Origin of the sequence: Nocardioides panzhihuensis, assembly GCF_013408335.1 — a bacterium.
Classification (GTDB): Bacteria; Actinomycetota; Actinomycetes; order Propionibacteriales; family Nocardioidaceae; genus Nocardioides; species Nocardioides panzhihuensis.
Genome location: NZ_JACBZR010000001.1, coordinates 2,533,207 through 2,554,321 on the forward strand (window position 1 = coordinate 2,533,207; position 21,115 = coordinate 2,554,321).

The 21,115-nt window shown below is 67.3% G+C and carries 18 protein-coding genes; 1 reads left to right on the forward strand and 17 read right to left on the reverse strand.

Translation table 11 applies throughout. The features are described 5' to 3' along the window. Window positions 1–11: 11 nt before the first annotated feature. The 9 genes from BJ988_RS12055 to BJ988_RS12095 all read right to left on the reverse strand — a co-directional run bounded on the left by BJ988_RS12055 (window position 12) and on the right by BJ988_RS12095 (window position 11,761). On the reverse strand, window positions 12–1,013 hold the full coding sequence (locus BJ988_RS12055; protein WP_179658211.1) for an ABC transporter permease: 1,002 nt from the start codon (window positions 1,011–1,013) through the stop codon (window positions 12–14). 353 nt (window positions 1,014–1,366) lie between these two features. After that, window positions 1,367–2,554: an ABC transporter ATP-binding protein gene (locus BJ988_RS12060; protein WP_179658212.1), complete on the reverse strand. Its 1,188-nt coding sequence runs from the start codon at window positions 2,552–2,554 to the stop codon at window positions 1,367–1,369. Next, on the reverse strand, window positions 2,554–3,639 hold the full coding sequence (locus tag BJ988_RS12065; RefSeq protein ID WP_179658213.1) for an ABC transporter ATP-binding protein: 1,086 nt from the start codon (window positions 3,637–3,639) through the stop codon (window positions 2,554–2,556). The genes BJ988_RS12060 and BJ988_RS12065 overlap by 1 nt, the downstream gene beginning before the upstream one ends. A 15-nt stretch (window positions 3,640–3,654) precedes the next feature. Next, window positions 3,655–4,671, reverse strand: coding sequence for an ABC transporter permease (locus BJ988_RS12070; protein WP_179658214.1), 1,017 nt, complete (start codon window positions 4,669–4,671; stop codon window positions 3,655–3,657). 163 nt (window positions 4,672–4,834) lie between these two features. Continuing rightward, on the reverse strand, window positions 4,835–6,541 hold the full coding sequence (locus BJ988_RS12075; RefSeq protein WP_179658215.1) for an ABC transporter substrate-binding protein: 1,707 nt from the start codon (window positions 6,539–6,541) through the stop codon (window positions 4,835–4,837). A gap of 96 nt (window positions 6,542–6,637) precedes the next feature. Continuing rightward, a complete protein-coding gene (locus tag BJ988_RS12080) occupies window positions 6,638–7,651 on the reverse strand; it encodes an ABC transporter permease (protein WP_179658216.1) in 1,014 nt (337 codons plus the stop codon). Between the two features lie 245 nt (window positions 7,652–7,896). Further along, complete coding sequence (aspS, locus tag BJ988_RS12085; protein WP_179658217.1) at window positions 7,897–9,687, reverse strand: aspartate--tRNA ligase; 1,791 nt, start codon at window positions 9,685–9,687, stop codon at window positions 7,897–7,899. Then, window positions 9,684–11,060, reverse strand: a complete 1,377-nt coding sequence (gene hisS / locus BJ988_RS12090) for a histidine--tRNA ligase (RefSeq protein ID WP_179658218.1) — start codon at window positions 11,058–11,060, stop codon at window positions 9,684–9,686. The genes aspS and hisS overlap by 4 nt, the downstream gene beginning before the upstream one ends. After that, on the reverse strand, window positions 11,057–11,761 hold the full coding sequence (locus BJ988_RS12095) for an MBL fold metallo-hydrolase (RefSeq protein ID WP_179658219.1): 705 nt from the start codon (window positions 11,759–11,761) through the stop codon (window positions 11,057–11,059). The genes hisS and BJ988_RS12095 overlap by 4 nt, the downstream gene beginning before the upstream one ends. A gap of 188 nt (window positions 11,762–11,949) precedes the next feature. Between BJ988_RS12095 and BJ988_RS12100 the strand changes: the two genes are divergently transcribed. Next, entirely contained in the window at window positions 11,950–13,188 is a 1,239-nt protein-coding gene (locus BJ988_RS12100; RefSeq protein ID WP_179658220.1) for a DUF349 domain-containing protein, read from the forward strand. A gap of 50 nt (window positions 13,189–13,238) precedes the next feature. Here BJ988_RS12100 and BJ988_RS12105 read toward each other — a convergent pair whose 3' ends face one another. The 8 genes from BJ988_RS12105 to ruvB all read right to left on the reverse strand — a co-directional run bounded on the left by BJ988_RS12105 (window position 13,239) and on the right by ruvB (window position 21,115). Next, a complete protein-coding gene (locus BJ988_RS12105) occupies window positions 13,239–13,400 on the reverse strand; it encodes a hypothetical protein (protein WP_179658221.1) in 162 nt (53 codons plus the stop codon). 72 nt (window positions 13,401–13,472) lie between these two features. Next, window positions 13,473–13,673 (reverse strand): hypothetical protein, encoded by a 201-nt coding sequence (locus BJ988_RS12110; protein WP_179658222.1) that lies wholly within the window; start codon window positions 13,671–13,673, stop codon window positions 13,473–13,475. A gap of 13 nt (window positions 13,674–13,686) precedes the next feature. Next, window positions 13,687–16,002: a RelA/SpoT family protein gene (locus tag BJ988_RS12115; protein WP_218860803.1), complete on the reverse strand. Its 2,316-nt coding sequence runs from the start codon at window positions 16,000–16,002 to the stop codon at window positions 13,687–13,689. A 49-nt stretch (window positions 16,003–16,051) separates the two neighbouring features. After that, window positions 16,052–16,582 (reverse strand): adenine phosphoribosyltransferase, encoded by a 531-nt coding sequence (locus tag BJ988_RS12120; protein WP_179658223.1) that lies wholly within the window; start codon window positions 16,580–16,582, stop codon window positions 16,052–16,054. A gap of 56 nt (window positions 16,583–16,638) precedes the next feature. Continuing rightward, complete coding sequence (secF, locus tag BJ988_RS12125; RefSeq protein ID WP_179658224.1) at window positions 16,639–17,877, reverse strand: protein translocase subunit SecF; 1,239 nt, start codon at window positions 17,875–17,877, stop codon at window positions 16,639–16,641. Beyond that, complete coding sequence (secD, locus tag BJ988_RS12130; protein WP_179658225.1) at window positions 17,877–19,571, reverse strand: protein translocase subunit SecD; 1,695 nt, start codon at window positions 19,569–19,571, stop codon at window positions 17,877–17,879. Before secD ends, secF begins: the two co-directional genes overlap by 1 nt. Before the next feature lie 7 nt (window positions 19,572–19,578). Continuing rightward, window positions 19,579–19,929, reverse strand: coding sequence for a preprotein translocase subunit YajC (gene yajC / locus BJ988_RS12135; RefSeq protein WP_179658226.1), 351 nt, complete (start codon window positions 19,927–19,929; stop codon window positions 19,579–19,581). Between the two features lie 88 nt (window positions 19,930–20,017). Further along, entirely contained in the window at window positions 20,018–21,115 is a 1,098-nt protein-coding gene (gene ruvB / locus BJ988_RS12140; protein ID WP_179658227.1) for a Holliday junction branch migration DNA helicase RuvB, read from the reverse strand.

The following is a 21,115-nucleotide window of genomic DNA, read 5'->3' on the forward strand; positions in this document are numbered from 1 at the left end:
CGACGACGTGCTCACCGGAAAGACTTGGGGTCGAAGGCGTCGCGGATGGCGTCTCCGAGCAGGTTGAGCGCGAAGACCAGGACCACGATCCCGACGATCGGCGCATACAGAAACAGGGGGTACTCGTCGAACCAGTTCTGGGCCCGCAAGATCGTCTGGCCCCAGGACGGACGGCCTGTGACGCCGACGCCGAGATAGGCCAGCGTCGCCTCGGCGGCGATCGTGGCCGGCAGGCTGAGAGAGAACGAGACGACGATCGGGGCCACCAGGTTGGGCAGCAGCTCCTTGAACAGGATCCGGTGTGTCGGCATCCCGAGGACGTGCGCCGCCTCGATGAACTCACGTTCGCGCAGCGAGATCACCTCACCTCGGATCAGCCGGGCCAGGCCCATCCAGCCGAAGATCGACAAGATCACGATCAGAGCGATCAGGGAGGCGTTGTCGAGCATCGCCGGGTTCTCCCGCCAACGCTCCACGAGCATCGGTGAGACCGCGATGGCGACCAGCAGGAACGGCAGCGTGAGGAAGAGGTCGGTCACGAAGGTGACCACCCGGTCACCCCAGCCACGGCTGTAGCCGGCGATCAGGCCCAGAACCACGCCGGCGACGGTCGACACGACGGTGGCGATCGTGGCGACCATCAGCGACGTACGCGCGCCGTAGAACCACTCGGCGAGCAGGTCGTTGCCGGAGTTGGGCTCCAGCCCGAGCGGCGCCTCCCAGGTGAACCCGTAGTTGGGCGGGCCGATGACCGGGTAGTTGAACGAGTCGGTGTCGGTGACCGGGTCGCCGGCACGCACCTCGACGCCGAACAGCTTGCACAGCAGCGGCGCGAAGATTCCGATCAGGATGAAGAGCAGCACGATCCCGGCGCAGAGCATCGCCACCTTGTCCGACAGCAGTCGGTCCAGCGCGATCCGCATCGGTGACCGGCCGGCGACCTCGCCGCCAGGGCTCGGCTCAGGATTGATCTCGGGATCAGGACCCTGGATCAACACTTCGGACACAGTCATACGTCGGATCTCCGTTCGAACGCCTTGGGCTCGGCTCGCCCAAGACCAGACCACCCGGCGCAGGCCCGATCCAGCGCGCTGCATCAAGTTATGCCAAGACCTGGTGGTCCGTGTGGGACTACAGATAACGGTTCGATACCGACAGTGATCTGTGACACATCCGAAACAAAGACGGCCCGCAGCCCAAGGCTGCGGACCGTCTTTCGTGATCTTGCTGAAACGTTGAAGATTCTCAGGCGCGACCACACCCGGTGGTCGAGACCTCCCTCAGACCCGCCACACCCGGTGGTCGAGCCTGTCGAGACCTCCCTCAGACCCGCCACACCCGGTGGTCGAGCCTGTCGAGATCTCCCTCAGACACTGCCGCGAGAGTTGTTCGCCAGGTCATACCAGGTGTTGGCGTACCCCGGGCCGTCGCCCGGGATCTCGGCCGGGCTGGCGCCGGGGTCCGGCGCACCGAACTCGTCGACACCCAGAAGCGGCGCGGTGACCGGCTTCTCCGGGTGCTGGTGGAGCTCACCCGGGAAGTGGCAGGCGACCTTGTGCTTCTTGCCGATCTGCAGCAGCGGCGGCTCGACCACGGAGCAGATGTCCTTGGCGAGGGAGCACCGGGTGCGGAAGTGGCAGCCCGAGGGCGGGTTGATCGGCGAAGGTACGTCGCCCTCCAGCCGGATCCGCTCGCGCCGTCCGCCGATGGACGCCTGCTTCACGTCGGGCACGGCCGAGAGCAGCGCCTGGGTGTAGGGGTGGTGAGCGTGCTCGTAGATCGACCGGCGGTCACCGATCTCGACGATCTTGCCGAGGTACATCACCGCGACCTCGGGGCAGAAGTGGCGGACGATGGCGAGATCGTGGGCGATGAAGAGGTAGGAGATGTCGAACTCGCGCTGCAGATCCTGGAGCAGGTTGATCACCTGGGCCTGGATCGACACGTCCAGCGCGGAGACCGGCTCGTCAGCCACGAGCAGCTTCGGCTGCAGAGTCATCGCCCGGGCGATGCCGATGCGCTGGCGCTGGCCGCCGGAGAACTCGTGCGGGTAGCGGTTGTAGTGCTCCGGGTTGAGCCCGACGAGCTCGAGCAGCTCCTGGACCCGGCCGAGCACCTTGTCCTTCGGCACCATGTTGTGGATCCGCAGCGGCGCGCCGATGATCGAGCCGACCGTGTGACGTGGGTTCAGCGACGTCGACGGGTCCTGGAAGATCATCTGGATCTCGCGACGCATCGGCTGCAGCTTGCGGCCCGAGTAGTCGGCGATGTCGGTGCCCTCGAAGTTGATCTTGCCTTCGGTGGGCTTGTAGAGCCTGGTCACCATGCGCCCGGTCGTGGACTTGCCACAACCAGACTCACCCACGAGGCCCAGGGCGCTGCCCTTGGCGACCTCGAAGGAGACCCCGTCGACGGCCTTGACGTGCCCGACCGTACGTCGGATCACGCCGCTGCCCTTGACCGGGAAGTGCATCTTCAGGTTCTCGACCGAGAGCACGGTCTCCGTGCTCGCCGGCGCGACCGAGGCCGCGGTGGCAGTCGTGGTGTCGCTCATCAGTCCTCCACCAGATCAGGGGCGATCTCGGGCAGGATCTCTGCCTCGTAGACCTTGTCGGCGTTCTTGATGTGGCAGCGCTTGGTGTGGTTGCCACCGCTGGTTGCCGGGGTGAGATCGGGGAGCGTCGTCCGGCACAGGTCGCCGCCCACCTTCGCCACGTGGTCACAGCGCGGCTCGAAGGCGCATCCCGGCGGCGGGTTGAGCAGCGAGGGCGGGTTGCCCCGGATCGGGAGCAGCTTGGCGTCGGTCGACGCCGTCAGGTCCGGCACGCTGGAGAGCAGTCCCCAGGTGTAGGGCATCTGCGGGTGGGTGAGGATCTCCTTGCAGGGGCCGTACTCGACCGCGCGGCCCGCGTACATCACGAGCACGTCGTCAGCCATCTCGGCAACCACGCCGAGATCGTGGGTGATGATGATGACCGCGGCGTCGAAGTCACGCTGCAGGTCCTGGAGCAGGTCGAGGATCTGCGCCTGAACGGTCACGTCCAGCGCGGTGGTCGGCTCGTCGGCGATGAGCAGGCTGGGGTTGTTGATCAGCCCCATCGCGATCATCGCGCGCTGCCGCATACCACCGGAGAACTGGTGGGGGTAGTCGTCCACGCGACGGTCGGGCTGCGGGATGCCGACGCGGTCGAGCATCTCGATGGCGCGCTTGCGCGCCTCCCGCTTGGTCACGTTGTTGTGGACCTGGTAGGCCTCCATGATCTGGTTGCCCACCGTGTAGTAGGGGTGCATCGCGGAGAGCGGGTCCTGGAAGATCATCGCCACGTCGCGGCCGCGGCGCTTGCGCATCTCCTCGTTGCTCACCTTGAGCAGGTCGACCCCGTCGACCATGATCTCGCCGCTGAGGATGGCGTTGGTGCCGCGGTGCAGCCCCATGATCGCCGAGCTGGAGACGGACTTGCCGGAGCCGGACTCACCGACGATGCCGAGCGTCTTGCCACGCTCGAGCTCGAAGGAGAGGCCGTCGGTCGCCTTGACGATGCCGTCGGAGGTCGAGAAGTGGACCTTCAGGTCCCGCACCGAGAGGAACGCGCCATCCCTGGCCGGCGTCGTCTCGTGCGTGGTGGAGAGGTCAGTCATTGATCAGCTCCCGGGTCAGGCGACGCGCACGCGCGGGTCGATGAAGGCGTACAGGATGTCGACGATGATGTTGGCGAGGATCACCAGAGAACCGAGTAGAAGCACCAGACCCACGATGGTGGGCAGGTCGAAGGTCTCGTTCGCGGTCACTGCGAGCTTTCCGAGACCGTAGTAGTTGAAGACGTCCTCGGTGATGATCGCGCCGCCGAGCACGGCAGCGAAGTCGAGACCGAACATCGTCACCAGCGGGGTCAGCGCCGCGCGCAGCGCGTGCTTGAAGAGCACCTTGGGACTCTTGACCCCCTTGGCCTTCGCCGTGCGGATATAGTCCTCGCTCATCGACTCGAGCACGAACGCCCGGGTCATGCGTACGTAGCCAGCCATGTAGACCACCGCGAGCGTGAATCCAGGCAGCAGGAGCTGGACCAGCCATTGCCCGACACCACCCTCGGCTATCGACACGTATCCCGGTGCGGGGAAGATCCCCCACTTGATGGCTACGAAGTTGATCAGCAACGCTCCCACGAAGAACGTCGGGAACGCGTAGAGCGCCAGCGTTCCCCCGACGACGCCGCGGTCGAGGAGGGACCCCTTGACGATCGCGGCCAGCACACCGAACAGAACACCGAAGATGACCCAGATGGTGACCGCGACCATGGCGATCGAGATCGAGATCGGTGCGGCCTCCGCGATCTCCGCGTTGACCGTCATCTGCAGCTGCTGGGAGTAGCCGAGGCAGGGTGCCGCGCACTCGGTGACCAGCTCGGGGTTGGCCTCGCGCATCGCCTCGTTGGCGGGATAGTCGCGGCCGACGACGACGCCCTTGGCGAAGCTGCCCCATTGGACGAGCAGCGGCTGGTCGTAGCCGAGGGCCTTACGGGTCTCCTCGATGCGCTCGGGAGGGCAGTTCTTGCCGCAGGAGAACTGTGCCGGGTCGACCGGGTTCTTCATGAACAGTGCGAAGACGATGAAGCTCATCGCCACCAGCATGAGCAAGCCGACGATCACGCGCCGGATGATGTAGGCGACCATCGGTGGGTCTCACCTTCATTGAGATCGGCCGGAGCACCGTCGTGGGGTGTCGTCCGGGGGGAATCGTGTCCAGGTACATAGAGGGAGGCGGGGCTCTGTCGAGCCCCGCCTCCAGGGTTGGGGCGGCTCAGGGCCGCCCCAACGGTGTTGCGGAGCTGAAGGATCAGTCCTCGACGTCGATGGTCGCCAGGTCCGGGTAGGACGAGGAGGCATCGGTCGTGACGAAGCCCTTCACCTTGGAGCCGCGGACCCAGTTGAAGGTTGCGATCTCCAGCGGGATGTAGGCGACGTCCTCACCCATGACCGCGTCTGCCTCCTGGAGGAACTTGTTCTGCTCCTCGATGGTGGCGGAGTTGGCGGCCTGGTCGAACAGCTTGTCGACCGCCGGGTTGCTGTAGTTGCCGTAGTTCTGACCGTTGGTGTTCTTCTCGATCTGACGGCTGTCGAACAGCGCGGCGGTGACGGTCATGGCGGAGCCCCAGTCAGCACCCCAACCGCCCCACATCACGTCGGCCTTGTTGGAAGGCTTCTGGATGTTGGAGTAGTAGACGTCGCCCAGCGGGTCCAGGGTGACCTTGAAGCCGGCGGCCTCCCAGCCCTGGACCAGCGCAGCGGCCTGCTTGTCCAGGGTGTCGCTCTGCGGGTAGGTGAAGGTGATCGGGTACGGCGTCTTGACACCGGCGTCGGCCAGGGTCTTCTTCGCCGCGGCCGGGTCGCCCTTGAGGTTGCGGTCCTTGTACGCCGGGTTGGCGACGTAGCCCGGAACGGCCGGGTTCACGACCGAGTCGGCCGGGGTGTAGGCCTTCTCGCCACCGCCGGCGGCGATCCAGGACTCCACGTCAGTGGCCTGGGCCAGCGCCTTGCGGACGTTCGGGTCCTTCATCTGGTTCTGGTTCGGCACCAGGTAGTCGACGTAGGGCGACTGGACCTGGACGTAGCGGTCCTTGACGCCGGCCTCGGTGAGACGCGGGAAGAACTCCGGCGGGACGCGCGAGCCGCTGACGATGGTCTTCTGCGAGTCGGGGCTGTCGGAGAAGAGCTTCTCGTAGATGGTCGACGCCTTCTCACCGAACTTGAAGACGACCTTGTCCGGCTTTGCCTCGCGGAGCGACTTGTCGTCGGTCTCCGGGTCGTACTCGTCGTTGCGCACCAGGGTGCCGCCCTTCTGGGCGTTCCAGGTGTCGACCTTGTAGGGGCCGTTGGAGAAGATCTTGTCGTCGTTCTTGGCACCCTTGTCGAAGGACTCCTTGTAGGGGTCCATCATGTGCAGCGACGAGATCGCCAGCGGGAAGTCGGGCCACGGGGTCTTGAACTTGTAGGTGATGGTCTTGCCGTCGCAAGTCACCGCCTGGTCGAAGTCGGCCTGCTGCTCCGGCGTCGCGGCGTAGGGGCCGGGGTACTCACCCTTGAGCGCGAGCTTCGCGGTCAGGTAGAAGCCCGGACCACCGGTGAGCTCGTCGGCGGCGAAGTTGCGTGAAGCGCCGTAGGCGAAGTCCTCACACGTGATCTCGGAGCCGTCTTCCCACTTCACGCCGTCCTTGACGGTGAACGACCAGGTCTTGGCGCCATCGGCCGAGGTGCCCTCGTCGGTCGCCAGGTCGGGGATCGGCTTGCTCGAGACCTTGGGGTCGGTCGACGACGGGTTCGACAGCAGCTTCCGGTAGACCAGACGCGTGGTGTGCGAGATGGTCTCACCGACGTAGATACGCTGCGGGTCCAGGTGATCGATCGGGTCCTCGGCGACAATGGTCAACGTGTTTGCCGAGCTCGAGCCACCGCCGTCCCCGCCGCCACAGGCAGCCAGGCCCAGCGAAAGACCGAGCACGCCAGCGGCACTGACCGCTACGTACTTAGCTCGCTTCTTGAGCATTCGTTTCTCCTTGGTGTGGTCGGCGTCGGCCTCTGACAACTGACGCCGTGTCGGTGTCCCGGACGGGTCACCTGTGTGTGTTCGGAGCCCCGAGGCTCACCTGTCACCCTTGGGGTCAAGGGCGTCTCGCAACCCGTCCCCGAGAAGGTTGAACGAGATCACGATGGTCGCGATCAGGATCGCGGGCATGAAGAAGTAGAACGGGTCGACCTGCGCGTACTTCAAAGAGTCCGCGAGGACGTTTCCGAGCGTGGGGGTCGGCGGCTTGACGCTGACCTGGAGGTAGCTCAGCGCCGCCTCGGCCGAGATGTAGGCCGGCATCATCAAGGTGACCAGGACCAGCAGCGGAGCCCACAGGTTCGGCAGGATCTCCTTGAAGTAGATCCGGGGCTTGGAGGCCCCCAGGACGATCGCGGCCTCGACGAACTCCCGTTGCTTGATCGAGAGCACCTGACCTCTGACCACGCGTGCCGTGCTGGTCCAACCGAAGATGGCCAGCACCACGGTGCAGTAGATCCCCTGCGCGAGTGGCCCGTTGGGCAGCCCGGTCACCTGTTGCACGAGCTCGAGGCCGAGGGCCGAGAGCGCCAGCAGCATCAGGGTCGAGGGGAAGGAGAGGGTCAGGTCGGTGAAGCGGCTCAGGATCGCGTCCATCCAGCCACCGCTGAAGCCGGCGACGATCCCGATGATCGCACCGATGACCACCGACAAGATCGCGGCGGTGAGAGCGATGATCAGCGAGAACGTGATGCCGTACCAGAACCGCGACATCGCGTCGCGGCCGGTGCCGGGCTCCACGCCGAGCGGGTGGGAGAGGCTCGCGCCACTCCAGCCGCCCTCGGGGATGGTGTTGGCGTCGAGCAGGTCCTGGTTGTAGCCGAACGGATCCAGCACACCCATCTTGACGAGAAGGGGGGCCAGAACCGCTGCGACGACCACCAGGACGACAACGGTCAGCGACACCATCGTCAGCTTGTCCTTACGAAGCCGCATCATCGCCAGCTTCATCGGGGACTTGCCGGCGATCTCCTTCGCCTTTTCAGGCGAGGCGGGAGGTGTCGATCCACCCGAGAGTTCTTCACCTTCGAACACGGTGGACGATTCGCTCATGGTTCCTCTGTCTAGTCGTCATTCGTGGGTGCCGCCGTCGCATGGCAGCGTCCGACCCACCAGGTCGACGGATCGAACTCTATGTGATCAATTTGCCCTGATGTGACCCGGACCGGTAACGATCCGATTTCATCCAGTGATACGGCAGATCGGGAGGCCTTGCTGCGGTTGCCTGTCGAACGACGAGAGTCTCCGGGACCGACGTACCGGTCCCGGAGACTCTGCTGGTTCTGCTCGAACTACGCTCAGTTCGCCGATTCGCTCTCGGCAGCAGTGGGCTTGGCGTCCACGCCCGCCTCCTTGCGCTGCTCGGGCGTGATCGGTGCCGGGGCGGCGGTGAGGGGGTCGTAGCCGGCGCCCGTCTTCGGGAAGGCGATGACGTCGCGGATCGAGTCGGTCCCGGCGAGGAGGGCGACGACGCGGTCCCAGCCGAAGGCGATGCCGCCGTGCGGCGGGGCGCCGAACTTGAACGCGTCGAGCAGGAAGCCGAACTTCTCCTCGGCCGCCTCCTCACCGATCCCCATCAGCTCGAAGACGCGCTTCTGGACGTCCTCGCGGTGGATACGGATCGAGCCGCCGCCGATCTCGTTGCCGTTGCAGACGATGTCGTAGGCCCACGCGAGCGCGTTGCCGGGGTCCTTGTCGAAGCCCTCGACGTCCTGCGGGCTGGTGAAGGCGTGGTGGACCGCGGTCCACTCCCCCGCGCCGACCGCGACGTCACCGGACTCGACCGCCTCGGAGGCCGGCTCGAGCAGCGGGGCGTCGACGACCCACAGGAAGCTCCAGTCGCCGTCCTTGCGGAGGTCGAGGCGGTTGCCGATCTCCAGGCGGGCGGCACCCAGCAGGGAGCGGCTCGACCTCGGCGCACCGGCCGCGAAGAAGATGCAGTCGCCGGGGTTGGCGCCGACGTGCGCGGCCAGTCCGGCGGCCTCGGTCTCGGAGAGGTTCTTGGCGACCGGGCCGGTCAGCGAGCCGTCCTCCTGGACCAGGACGTAGGCCAGGCCCTTGGCGCCGCGCTGCTTGGCCCAGTCCTGCCAGCCGTCGAGCTGACGCCGCGGCTGGCTCGCGCCGCCCGGCATCACCACGGCGCCGACGTACGGTGCCTGGAAGACGCGGAACGTCGTCTCGGAGAAGTAGTCGGTGCACTCGGTGATCTCGATGCCGAAGCGCAGGTCAGGCTTGTCGGAGCCGTACTTCGCCATCGCGTCGGCGTAGGTCATCCGCGGCAGCGGAAGCGGCACGTCGTAGCCGATCAGCTTCCACAGCGCCGCGACGATCTCCTCGCCGAGTGCGATCACGTCGTCCTGCTCGACGAAGCTCATCTCGATGTCGAGCTGGGTGAACTCCGGCTGACGGTCGGCGCGGAAGTCCTCGTCACGGTAGGCGCGGGCGAGCTGGTAGTAGCGCTCCATGCCGGCGACCATGAGCAGTTGCTTGAACAGCTGCGGGGACTGGGGCAGCGCGTACCACGAACCCGGCTGCAGACGAGCCGGGACCAGGAAGTCACGAGCGCCCTCGGGCGTGCTGCGGGTCAGGGTCGGCGTCTCGATCTCGACGAAGTCCTGGGCGGCGAGCACGTCGCGGGCGGCCTTGTTGGCCTTCGAGCGCAGCCGGATGGCGTTGCCGGGCGCGGTGCGGCGCAGGTCGAGGTAGCGGTGCTTGAAACGTACGTCGTCGCCGACCTCTCCCTGCCCGGAGGAGGCTGCGTCGTCGATCGGGAACGGGAGGGGCGCGGAGGCGCTGAGGATCTCGAGGTCCTTGGCGACGACCTCGATCTCGCCGGTCGCGAGCTTGTCATTGACGTTCTCGCTCGTGCGCGCGACGACCTCGCCGGTGACCTTGATGCAGTATTCGTTGCGGAGCGCGTGGGCGATCTCCTCGTCGCGTACGACGACCTGGACCACGCCGCTGGCCTCACGCAGATCGAGGAAGGCGACCCCGCCGTGATCGCGTCGGCGGGCTACCCAGCCGGCGAGGGTCACGGTCTGGCCGACGTGCTCGGCACGCAGGGTGCCGGCGTCGTGGGTGCGGATCACTTCTCTTGCTCCTTCGTGACGACCTGAGGCTTCAGGTCGGATTCGTTGGTGGGCGCCCAGGTGGCCGGGTCGGCCGGCACCTGCTCGCCGGTGCGGATGTCCTTGATCTCGTACGCCTCGGTGCCATCTTCTCGGCGGGTGGCGAAGAGGACGTACGGGATGCCGCGGCGCTCCGCGAAGCGGATCTGCTTGCCGAACTTGGCGGCGTTGGGCGAGACCTCGCAGGCGACATCGTGGGCACGGAGCGCTTGGGCCGCCTCATCGGCGGCGGCGCGGCTCTCCTCGTCGTTGACCGCGACCAGGACGGTGCTCGGGACCTTGCGGTCGCCGTCGAGCACGCCCTTCTGCACCAACGGCACCAGGACGCGGCTGACACCGAGGGAGATCCCGACGCCCGGGTAGGTCGTCTTCCCGTCGCTGGCCAGCGCGTCGTAGCGGCCACCGGAGCAGATGCTGCCGAGGCTCTCGTAACCGTCGAGGCGGGTCTCGAAGACGGTGCCGGTGTAGTAGTCGAGGCCGCGGGCGATGCTGAGGTCGGCCACGATGCGTACGCGCTCGGTGTTGAGCGGCGCGGTGGCGTTGATCAGGGTGGCCAGCTCGGTCAGGCCCTCGTCGAGCAGGTCGCTCTCGACCCCCATGGCCCGGACCTTCTCGACGAAGGTGTCGTCGGTGGCGGTGATCGTGGCGAGCTCGAGGCACTTGGCGGCCTGCTCGTCGGTCAGCCCGGCCTCGGAGACGAGCAGCTTGCCGACCTCGTCGGCCGGCATCTTGTCGAGCTTGTCGATGAGCCGCATGGTCTCCTCGACATCGGGCGCGCCGAGCCCGGCGTAGAAGCCCTGGATCAGCTTGCGGTTGTTGACCTGGAGGGTGAACCCGGGCAGGAAGGTCAGCTTGCCGAGCGCCTCGAGCATGACCCGGGCGACCTCGACGTCGTGGTGGAACGGCAGCGTGTCACGGCCGACGATGTCGATGTCGGCCTGCGTGAACTCCCGGAACCGGCCCTCCTGCGGGCGCTCACCGCGCCAGACCTTCTGGATCTGGTAGCGACGGAAGGGGAACTCCAGCTTGCCGGCGTTCTCGAGCACGTAGCGGGCGAAGGGGACGGTGAGGTCGAAGTGGAGCCCCATCCCCTTGCCCTCGCGATTCGGCACGGCGGCGTTGTCGTCCTCCTGCAGCCGGCGCAGGACGTAGACCTCCTTGGAGGTGTCACCCTTGCGCAGCAGCTGGTCCATCGGCTCGACGGCGCGGGTCTCGACGTTGCCGAAGCCGTGCAGCTCGAAGGCGCGGCTCAAGGTCGCGATGACCTCGCGCTCCACGGTGCGCTGGCTGGGGAGGAACTCCGGGAAGCCGGAGAGCGGTGTTGGCTTGTTCATGGTGTGGTGATCAGGTCCTGAAGAAACGGGTTGGTGGCGCGCTCGCGCCCGATGGAGGTCTGTTCGCCGTGTCCGGGGAGCACCACGATGTCGTCGGCGAGGGGCAGCACCTTGGTGGTCAGGGACTGCAGCATCGTGGCGTGGTCACCGCCGGGGAGGTCCGTACGCCCGATGCTGCCCGCGAAGAGCAGGTCGCCGGAGAACATCACGTCACTGACCTCGGCGTGGTCGGGGTAGGGAGTCCGGAAGGTGACCGACCCCTCGGTATGCCCGGGCGTATGGTCGATCAGGAAGCTCATCCCGGCCAGGTCGATGGCCTGACCGTCGCTCAGCTCCCGCACGTCGTCGGGCTCCACGAAGTCGTAGGTGCCCCCTTGGATGTCTGCCATCCCGAGCAGCATCTGCGCCGACTCCGGCGAGATGCCTGCCATGGGGTCAGCCAGGAGATGGCGGTCGTTGGGGTGGATCCAGGCGGTGGAGTCGTACGTCCTGCTCACCGGCGTCACGGACCACATGTGGTCGACGTGGCCGTGGGTGAGGAGCACGGCGACCGGCTTGAGACGCTGCTCCCGGACGACCTCCGCGATGCCGTCGGCGGCGTCCTTCCCGGGGTCGATCACGACACACTCGGTGCCCGGTCCGGTGGCGGCCACGTAGCAGTTGGTGCCCCACGGACCGGCGGGAAAGCCTGCGATCAACACGAGAAACACCCTATCCAGCGGTACAGTGCAGCGCCGCATCGTGGCGTCTGACTACGATGGGCACCCCGAGGTGTGTCGGGACACCATGGGGACCTGCAAGTTGAGCCGACCGGGACTGTGACGAGCACGGTGTCCGGCGGGGGAGATTTCATAAGAGGTTAGCGCCTCATGCGAAGAGTAGGGACATTGTGACCAGCGAGCAGTGGGGTCGGGTCGAGGAAGACGGAACGGTCTACGTGAAGACCGCTGAGGGCGAGCGTTCCGTGGGGCAATACCCAGAAGGCACGCCGGAGGAGGCGCTTGCCTTCTTCACAAACCGGTTCGACCAGCTCGCCTTCGAGGTCGAGCAGCTCGAGCGGCGGGTGCATGCGGGCAAGACGTCGCCCGACGAGGCGACCGTGGCGGTGAAGACCGTCGTGGAGAAGGTGACCGAGGCCAACGCCGTCGGCGACCTGGCCTCGCTGGTGGCGCGGCTGGAGGCACTCGCCCCCGTCATCGCCACCCAGCGCGAGGCCCGCAAGGCCGAACGGGCCGCGAAGGCGGCCGAGGCGAAGGTCGCCAAGGAAGCCCTCGTGGACGAGGCCGAGAAGCTGGCCGAGAGCAACGACTGGCGCAACGGTGCCAACCGGCTGCGCGAGCTGCTCGACCAGTGGAAGGCGCTCCCCCGCATCGACCGCGGGTCCGACGACGCCCTGTGGCGCCGCTTCTCGACCGCACGCACCGCCTACACCCGTCGGCGCAAGGCCCACTTCGCCGAGCTCAACGCCCGGCGCGAGGACGCCAAGGTGATCAAGGAACGGATCATCGACGAGGCCGAGCAGCTCTCCACCTCCACGGACTGGGGCCCGACCGCCGGGCGCTACCGCGACCTGATGCGCGACTGGAAGGCCGCCGGACCGGCGCCCAAGGACGTCGACGACAAGCTCTGGAAGAAGTTCCGAGCCGCCCAGGACGTCTTCTTCGGTGCCCGTGACGCCACCAACGCAGCGCTCGACGCCGAGTTCGCGCAGAACGCCGTGGTCAAGGAGGCGCTGCTCGCCGAGGCGCAGGAGCTGCTCCCGCTGCTGGAGAAGGGCGACGACCTCGACAGCGTCAAGCGCTCGTTCCGCGACATCGCCGACCGCTGGGACGAGGCCGGCAAGGTCCCGCGCGACCGGATCAAGGAGCTCGAGGGCGCGATGCGCAAGGTCGAGCAGGCCATCAAGTCCGCCGAGGACGACCAGTGGCGCAAGTCCGACCCCGAGAAGTCGGCTCGTGCCGACGACATGATCTCCAAGCTCGAGGAGGCCATCGCCCAGGTCGAGTCCGACCTGGAGAAGGCTCAAGCCTCGGGCGACGCCCGGAAGATCAAGTCGCTCGAGGAGAACCTCGAGTCGCGTCGCCAGTTCCTGGACATGGCCAAGCGCGCCAGCGCCGACTTCAGCTGACCGATCGCCCGCCGAGCCGGCTCGTCACGACGAGCCGGCTCGGTGTTGGTCTACAGGCCGGCGCCGCCGTAGTAGTCGCCTCTGGCCGCGTTGTCGCGCTTGATGTTGCGTACATCCTCGGCGTCGACTCCCTTGGGAGCCATGCCGATCGTGGTCCAGGCAAGGCCCAGGAAGAGCAGCACCCCGCCGATGATGAGGATCCAGGTGAACATGCCGTGCTCCATTCCTCGGGCGCCCGAGTCGACGCGTCGCTTTACCTTATAACGACAGAGCCGGCCCTGCCCTCAGAAGCCGCCGGAGATCCCGCCGTCCTGGCCGCCGCGTGGCTGGCGGTTGTGGTACTCGGCCTTGCCCATGGCCTGGCCGCGGTTCCGGATCGCCGCAGACTCGTCGATGCCTCGCGATGGCCTTTTCACCGCCAGCCAGACGACGGCGCCGACGATCACGACGCCCAGGGCGATCAGGAACCAGGTGAAAGGATCCACGAGATGCTCACTTTCATTGGGTGACGCGATAGGCGTCGAAGACGCCGGGGACGGTGCGTACCTGCTTGAGGACCGTGTCCAGGTGCTTTGAGTCTGCCATCTCGAAGGAGAAGCGGGACTTGGCGACGCGGTCCCGGGTGGTGGTGAGCTGGGCGCTGAGGATGTTCACGTGGGCGTCCGAGAGCGCCATCGTGATGTCGGACAGGAGCCGGGCCCGGTCGAGGGCCTCGACCTGGATGTTGACCAGGAAGACGGAGTTGGAGGTCGAGCCCCACTCGACCTCGAGCAGGCGCTCGGGGTGGGCGCGGAGCTCGCCCGCGTTGGTGCAGTCGGTGCGGTGGACCGAGACGCCCCCGCCCTTGGTGACGAACCCGAGGATCTCGTCACCGGGCACCGGGGTGCAGCACTTGGCGAGCTTGACCCAGACGTCCGGGGATCCCTTGACGTTGACCCCGGCGTCGGAGCTGGTGGTGGAGACCTTGCCGTGGCGGCGGCGGCCGACGTTGACGGCCTCGGCGAGATCCTCGGCGGCACCGTCGTCACCGCCGTGGTCCTCGATCACCCGGCGTACGACCGCTTGGGCGGAGAGGTGGCTCTCGCCGACCGCGGCGTAGAGCGACTCGACGTCGCCAAGGTCGAAGTGGTCGGCGGCCAGCATGAGCGACTCGCGCGACATCAGCCGCTTGAGGGGCAGGCCCTCCTTGCGCATGAGCCGGGCGATCGCGTCCTGGCCCTTCTCGATGGCCTCGTCGCGGCGCTCACGGGTGTGCCACTGCCGGATCTTGGCCTTGGCCCGGTTGGACTTGACGAAGGAGCCCCAGTCCCTCGACGGGCCGGCGTTGGGCGACTTGGAGGTGAAGACCTCGACGACGTCGCCGCTCTCCAGGGTCGACTCCAGCGGCACCAGACGTCCGTTGACCCGGGCGCCGATGGTCTTGTTGCCGACCTCGGTGTGGACGGCGTAGGCGAAGTCGACCGGAGTGGCGTCGGCGGGCAGCGCGATCACGTCGCCCTTGGGGGTGAAGACGTAGACCTCGGTGCGCTTCATCTCGAAGCGCAGCGACTCCAGGAACTCGCCGGGGTCGTTGACCTCCGACTGCCAGTCCATGAGCTGCTTGACCCAGCTCATGTCGTTGTCCATCGGCCGGTCGGTGTCGACACCGTTGCGGCCGTCCTCCTTGTATTTCCAGTGCGCGGCCACGCCGAACTCGGCACGGCGGTGCATCGCGAAGGTGCGGATCTGCAGCTCCACCGGTTTGCCCTGCGGGCCGATCACGGTGGTGTGCAGCGACTGGTACATGTTGAACTTCGGCATCGCGATGTAGTCCTTGAAGCGCCCCAGGACGGGGTTCCACCGCGAGTGCAGGATGCCGAGGACGGAGTAGCAGTCACGCTCGTCCTCGACCAGGATCCGGATGCCGACCAGGTCGTTGATGTCGGAGAAGTCCTTACCGCCGACGATCATCTTCTGGTAGATCGAGTAGTAGTGCTTGGGTCGCCCGGTGACGGTCGCCTTGATCCGCGCCTCGTGCAGGTCGCGCTCGACCTGGTCGATGACCTGGGCCAGGAACTTCTCGCGCGAGGGGTTGCGGTCGGCGACCAGCCGGACCAGCTCGTCGTACATCTTCGGGTAGAGGGTCGCGAAGGCGAGGTCCTCGAGCTCGAACTTGATCGTGTTCATGCCGAGCCGGTGGGCCAGCGGCGCGTAGATGTCCAGCGTCTCGCGCGCGCTGCGCTCCTGGCTCTTCTGCGGGACGTATCGCAGCGTACGCATGTTGTGCAGGCGGTCGGCCAGCTTGATGACCAGCACCCGGATGTCGCGTGACATCGCCACGACCATCTTGCGGATCGTCTCGGCCTGCGCCGAGTCGCCGTAGGTGACCTTGTCGAGCTTGGTGACACCGTCGACGAGGTGAGCGACCTCCTCACCGAAGTCGCGGGTGAGCTCCTTGAGCGTGTAGGGCGTGTCCTCGACGGTGTCGTGGAGGAGCGCCGCCACCAGGGTCGGCTCGGTCATGCCGAGCTCGGCGAGGATCGTGGTCACCGCGAGCGGGTGGGTGATGTAGGGATCACCGCTCTTGCGCATCTGGGTGCCGTGAAGGCGCTCCGCGGTGATGTAGGCGCGCTCCAGCAGCGTCAGGTCGGCCTTGGGGTGGTTGGACCGCACCGCTCGGAAGAGCGGTTCGAGCACGGGGTTGCCCGCGTTTGCTCGGCCGCCCATCCGGGCGAGACGCGCACGTACGCTGCGGCCCGAGGGCGCGGGGCCACTGCTCTCCCGGGCCTCGATGTTGTGCGCCCGAGGCTGCGCAACGATGCGATCCTCTGCCATGATCCGAGTCTACCGGCCGGACAGGCGACGTTGGCTAGCGAGACAGTTGCTACGTGGACAAGAGCGCGTGCACCGGAGTGTCGGGCAGCTTGCTCCGCGGGTCGAGGAACCCGAGCTCGAGCAGCACCGAGACGCCTTCGACGATGCCGCCGCAGCGCTCGACCAGCTCGATCGTGGCCGCGGCGGTGCCACCGGTGGCGAGCACGTCGTCGATGACGAGCACCCGCTCCCCCGGCTCGATCGCGTCGGTGTGGATCTCCAGCGTCGCCTCGCCGTACTCCAGCGAGTAGGAGACCGCGTGGGTCTCCCGTGGAAGCTTGCCGGCCTTGCGCACGGGGACGAACCCGACCCCGAGGTGCAGGGCCGCGGGAGCGCCGAGGATGAAGCCGCGCGACTCCATGCCGAGCACCTTGGTCACGGTCGCGTTGCCGTCGGCATCGAGAGCCGGGGCAGCGAGCGCCTCGACCACCTGGGTGAATCCCGCAGGGTCGGCCAACAGCGGGGTGATGTCCTTGAACCCGACACCCGGCTCGGGAAAGTCGGGCACGTCGGTGACCAGCCGCTCGAGAGTCTCGTCCAAGCTTCGCTTGGTTGCTCCCTCGAGCGACCGGCCGCCTGCGCCTGTCTCAGAGACAGTCACTTGCGCTTCGACCTCGACTCGCGCTTCGGCTGCGGGCGCCCGGCAGCACCGCTGTCGGAGACCGAGCGCTGCTGGTTGGGTACGTTGCGGCCTCGACCGGTCGGGGAGGTGTTGGGGCTGGTGCCCCGGGTGACGCCGGCCTCATGAAGGTCCTCGGACTCGGACTCGCGAAGCTCGTCCGGCTCGTCGTCGGCGGCGACCGGCATCCCGTCGTCGAAGACCGGCACGGCTGCGTACTTGTCGGCCTCCCTCATCCGTGCCGCGGCGCGCTTCTCGGCGTCGACGATGTCCTTCTCCCCCGACTTCAGGTGCACCAGCAGCGGGGTGGCGATGAAGATCGAGGAGTAGGTGCCGACGGCCATACCGACGAAGAGGACCAGCGAGATGTCCTTCAGCGACGACGTGCCGAGCTGGACGGCGCTGACGTAGAGGATCGCGACGACCGGGAGCAGACCGACGATCGTGGTATTGATCGAGCGCACCAGCGTCTGGTTGACGGCCAGGTTGGCTGCCTGGGCGTACGTCTGCTTCTTCTGGCCGAGGTTGCGGGTGTTCTCCTTGACCTTGTCGAAGACCACCACGGTGTCGTAGAGCGAGTATCCGAGGATCGTCAGGAAGCCGGTGACCGTGGCCGGAGAAACCTCGAAGCCGATGATCGCGTAGACGCCGACGGTGAGGAGCACGTCGTGGAGGAGAGCGACGACGGCCGCGACCGACATCTTCCATTCCCTGAAGTAGATCCAGATGAACAGGACCACACCGACGAGGAAGATGCCGAGCGCGAGACCGGCCTTGGTCGCGACCCGCTCACCCCAAGACGGGCCGATGCCGGTCCGGCTGACGTCGTCTTCGGGTACGTCGGCGGTGGCGGTGATCGCCTCCATGATCGACTGGTCGGCCTCTGAGCCGTCGGCGATCGCCTTGGTCTCGATGACGATCGACTTGCCACCCGCGGTGCGCACGGTGGCACCGTCCGCGGCGGCCACCTCGGTGTCACCGACGGCGGTCCGCAGCTCGTCGGCCATCTCCTGGTCGGCCTGCGCCACGGTGACGGTGTAACGGGTGCCGCCTGTGAAGTCGATGCCGAGGTTGAGACCGCCCTGGAGCATCAGACCGCCGGTCACGATGACCAGGACGACCGCGGAGATGACGTACCAGAGGATGCGGCGGCCGACGAAGTCGAAGGAGCGCTCTCCGGTGTAGAGCTCCTTGCCGAAGCGAGAGATCTTGCTCATCAGGCTTTGCCTCCGACGAGGGACGGGGAGTTGACCGACTGGCCGTCGGTGCCGAGGGCACGCTTGTCCATGCCGGAGAGCACGTGGCCCTTGTTGAAGAAGCCCAGGTTGGCCATGAGCTTGGTCATCGGGTGGGTGAACCAGAAGAACACCAGCACGTCGATGATCGTGGTCAGACCGAGCATGAAGGCGAAGCCCTTGACCTCGTTGGTCGCGAAGACGTAGAGCACGAACGCGGCCAGGAACGAGACACCGTCGGAGGCCAGGCAGGTGTTGCGGGCCCGGACCCAGGCCGTGTCGACGGCCACCCGCATCGAGCGGCCCTCACGCATGTCGTCACGCATCCTCTCGTAGAGGATGATGAAGGAGTCGGCGGTGATGCCGATACCGACGATCAGACCGGCCACTCCCGGAAGGTCCAGGGTGACACCGGCGGTCTCGCTGAGCAGCAGGATCATGCCGTACGTCAGCGCACCTGCCACGGCCAGCGACCCGATCACCACGATGCTCATCGCTCGGTAGTAGAGGACCGAGAAGATCACCACGAGGATGAGGCCCACCAGGCCGGCCCAGAGTCCGGCGGTGAGCTGGTTGCCGGCCAGGCTCGGGCCGATGACCTTGGTCTGGATGCCGTCCTCGGGGAAGTCGAGGGGCAGCGACCCGTACTTGAGGTTGTTGGCCAGCGCGGCGGCGGACTCCTGGGTGAAGTCACCGCTGATCTGCGCACCACCGCTGATCCGCGAGTCGGCGGTCGGCGCGGAGATGACCTTGCCGTCCAGGGTGATCGCGAACTGCTCGCCGGTGCCGGCGATCGCGCCGGTGGTCTCGGCGAAGGCCTTGTTGCCCTCGGACTTGAAGTCCAGGGTGACGACGTAGTTGGCCTGCTGCTGCGGGATGCCGTAGGAGGCTTCCTTGATCTCGGTGCCCTCGATGACCGCCGGGGTCAGCAGGTAGGGGATCCCGTCGTCGTCACAGGTCAGCAGCGGCTCGCCGGGGAGGTCCTCGACCGGGTCGGAGCCGGGCGCGGGGCAGGTGAAGCTGGCGTAGCGGGTCGCCCACTCCGCCGGCGGGTTGCGCATGAACTCGACGGCGTCGTCGACAGCGACCGTCGAGTTGGCGTCCTTCTTCTTGTCGTCGGCCGACTCGGGCTTGGCGCTCGGCGAGGCACTCGGGCTGCCCGAGGTCTTCTCGTCGGCGGCGGGCTCGACGGTCTCGCCGCCGAACGGCGCGCGCGGCGAGGTGCCGGGGGCGGTGCCGGCCGAGGGGTCCTGGATCATCGACCCCGGGTCGGACCCGGCGGCGTTGCCACAGGGCTTCTGCGGGCTGCAGGCGACCAGACGGAAGCGGAGCTTCGCGGTCTGGCGAACGCGCTCGGCGGTCTCCTGCTGCACCTTGCCGGTGCCTGGGATCGAGACCTTGATGACGTCGTTGCCCTCGGTGGTCACCCGGCCACCGGTGACACCGCTGCCGTTGACCCGCTGGTCGATGATCGCCTTGGCCTCCTCGAGGCTCTCCTTCGGCACCGATCCGCCCTCGGAGTTCTCCGCGGTCATCGAGATCTCGGTGCCTCCGCGCAGGTCGAGGCCCAGCTCGGGCTTCCAGCTGCCGGCGAAGGCGATGCCGCCGAACATGATCGCGATCGCCAAGAAGAGCAGGACGAGTGTCCGGCCGGGGCGCGCGGTCTTGCGTGCCATGTGTTGGTCAGTCCTTCTTGTCGAGGTCCACGATGACGTTGTCGGCGTCGGCAGAGGTCTGCTCGGGAGCATCCTCCACCTCGGCCTCGGCCTCCTCGGCAGGCGCCTCGACGACCTTCTGGGCCACCGCCTGGCGCACCACCTGGACGACGACGCCGTCAGCGACCTCGACCTTGATGTTCGCCGTGGACTCCTCGACCTCGGCCACGGTGCCGAAGAGGCCGGCAGTCAGCATCACCCTGTCGCCCGGCTGGAGGTTGAGCTGCAGCTCACGAGCCTGCTTGGCGCGCTTCTGCTGCGGCCTGATCAGCAAGAAGTAGAACAGGACGATGATGACGATAAAAGGCAGGAATTCCACGGGGGTTCGGCTCCGACAGTCTCAGGGGTCAACCGGCAGTCGCACGGCGACGTGCAAGTCTAACCAGGGACCTGGTTGAGACTGTGACTCAGGGCTCATCCCAGAGCGTGTCCACCGACCAGGCCGCGGCCTCGGCGTTGGCGGGCACCGGCAGCCCGAGGTGTGCCCAGGCGGCCGGGGTGGCGACCCGGCCCCGCGGCGTACGGGCCAGGAAGCCGGAGCGGACCAGGAACGGCTCGGCGACCTCCTCGACCGTCTCGCGCTCCTCAGCCACCGCGACGGCAAGGGTGGAGATGCCCACCGGTCCCCCGCCGAAGCGTCGGCACAGGGCGTCGAGGACGGCCAGGTCGAGGCGGTCCAGGCCGAGCGGGTCGACCTCGTAGAGGTCCAGGGCCTTCTGGGCGACCTGCTGGGTGACCGTGCCGTCGGCCTTGACCTGGGCATAGTCGCGTACGCGGCGCAGCAGCCGGTTGGCGATCCGCGGGGTGCCGCGGGAGCGGCCGGCGATCTCGGTGGCGCCGTCGTCCTCGACGGTGACGTCGAGCAGCCCCGCAGAGCGGCGCACGATCAGCTCGAGGTCTGCCGGGTCGTAGAGCTCGAGGTGGCCGGTGAAGCCGAACCTGTCGCGCAGCGGGCCCGGGAGCAGCCCGGCGCGCGTGGTCGCGCCGACCAGCGTGAACGGGGGCAGGTCGATCGGGATCGCGGTCGCGCCCGGGCCCTTGCCGATGACGACGTCGACCCGGAAGTCCTCCATCGCCATGTAGAGCATCTCCTCGGCGGGGCGGCTCATCCGGTGGATCTCGTCGACGAAGAGCACCTCGCCCTCGTTGAGCCCGCTCAGGATCGCGGCCAGGTCACCGGCGTGCGTGATCGCGGGCCCGGAGGTGATCCGCAGGGGCGCGGCCATCTCGGCGGCGATGATCATCGCGAGGGTGGTCTTGCCGAGCCCCGGAGGCCCGGAGAGGAGTACGTGGTCGGGGGCCCGCTCGCGCTGTCGCGCCGCCTCCAGGACGAGGTTGAGCTGCTCGCGGACCCGCTGCTGGCCGATCAGCTCGTCGAGGCTCTTGGGGCGCAGCGCCGCCTCGACGACTCGGTCGTCACTGTCTGCCTCGGCGATGGTGAGCGAGGAACTGTACCCATCAAAGCGGGAGTCCTCCTCGTTGGCCTGCAGGTCGTCCTCGTGCAT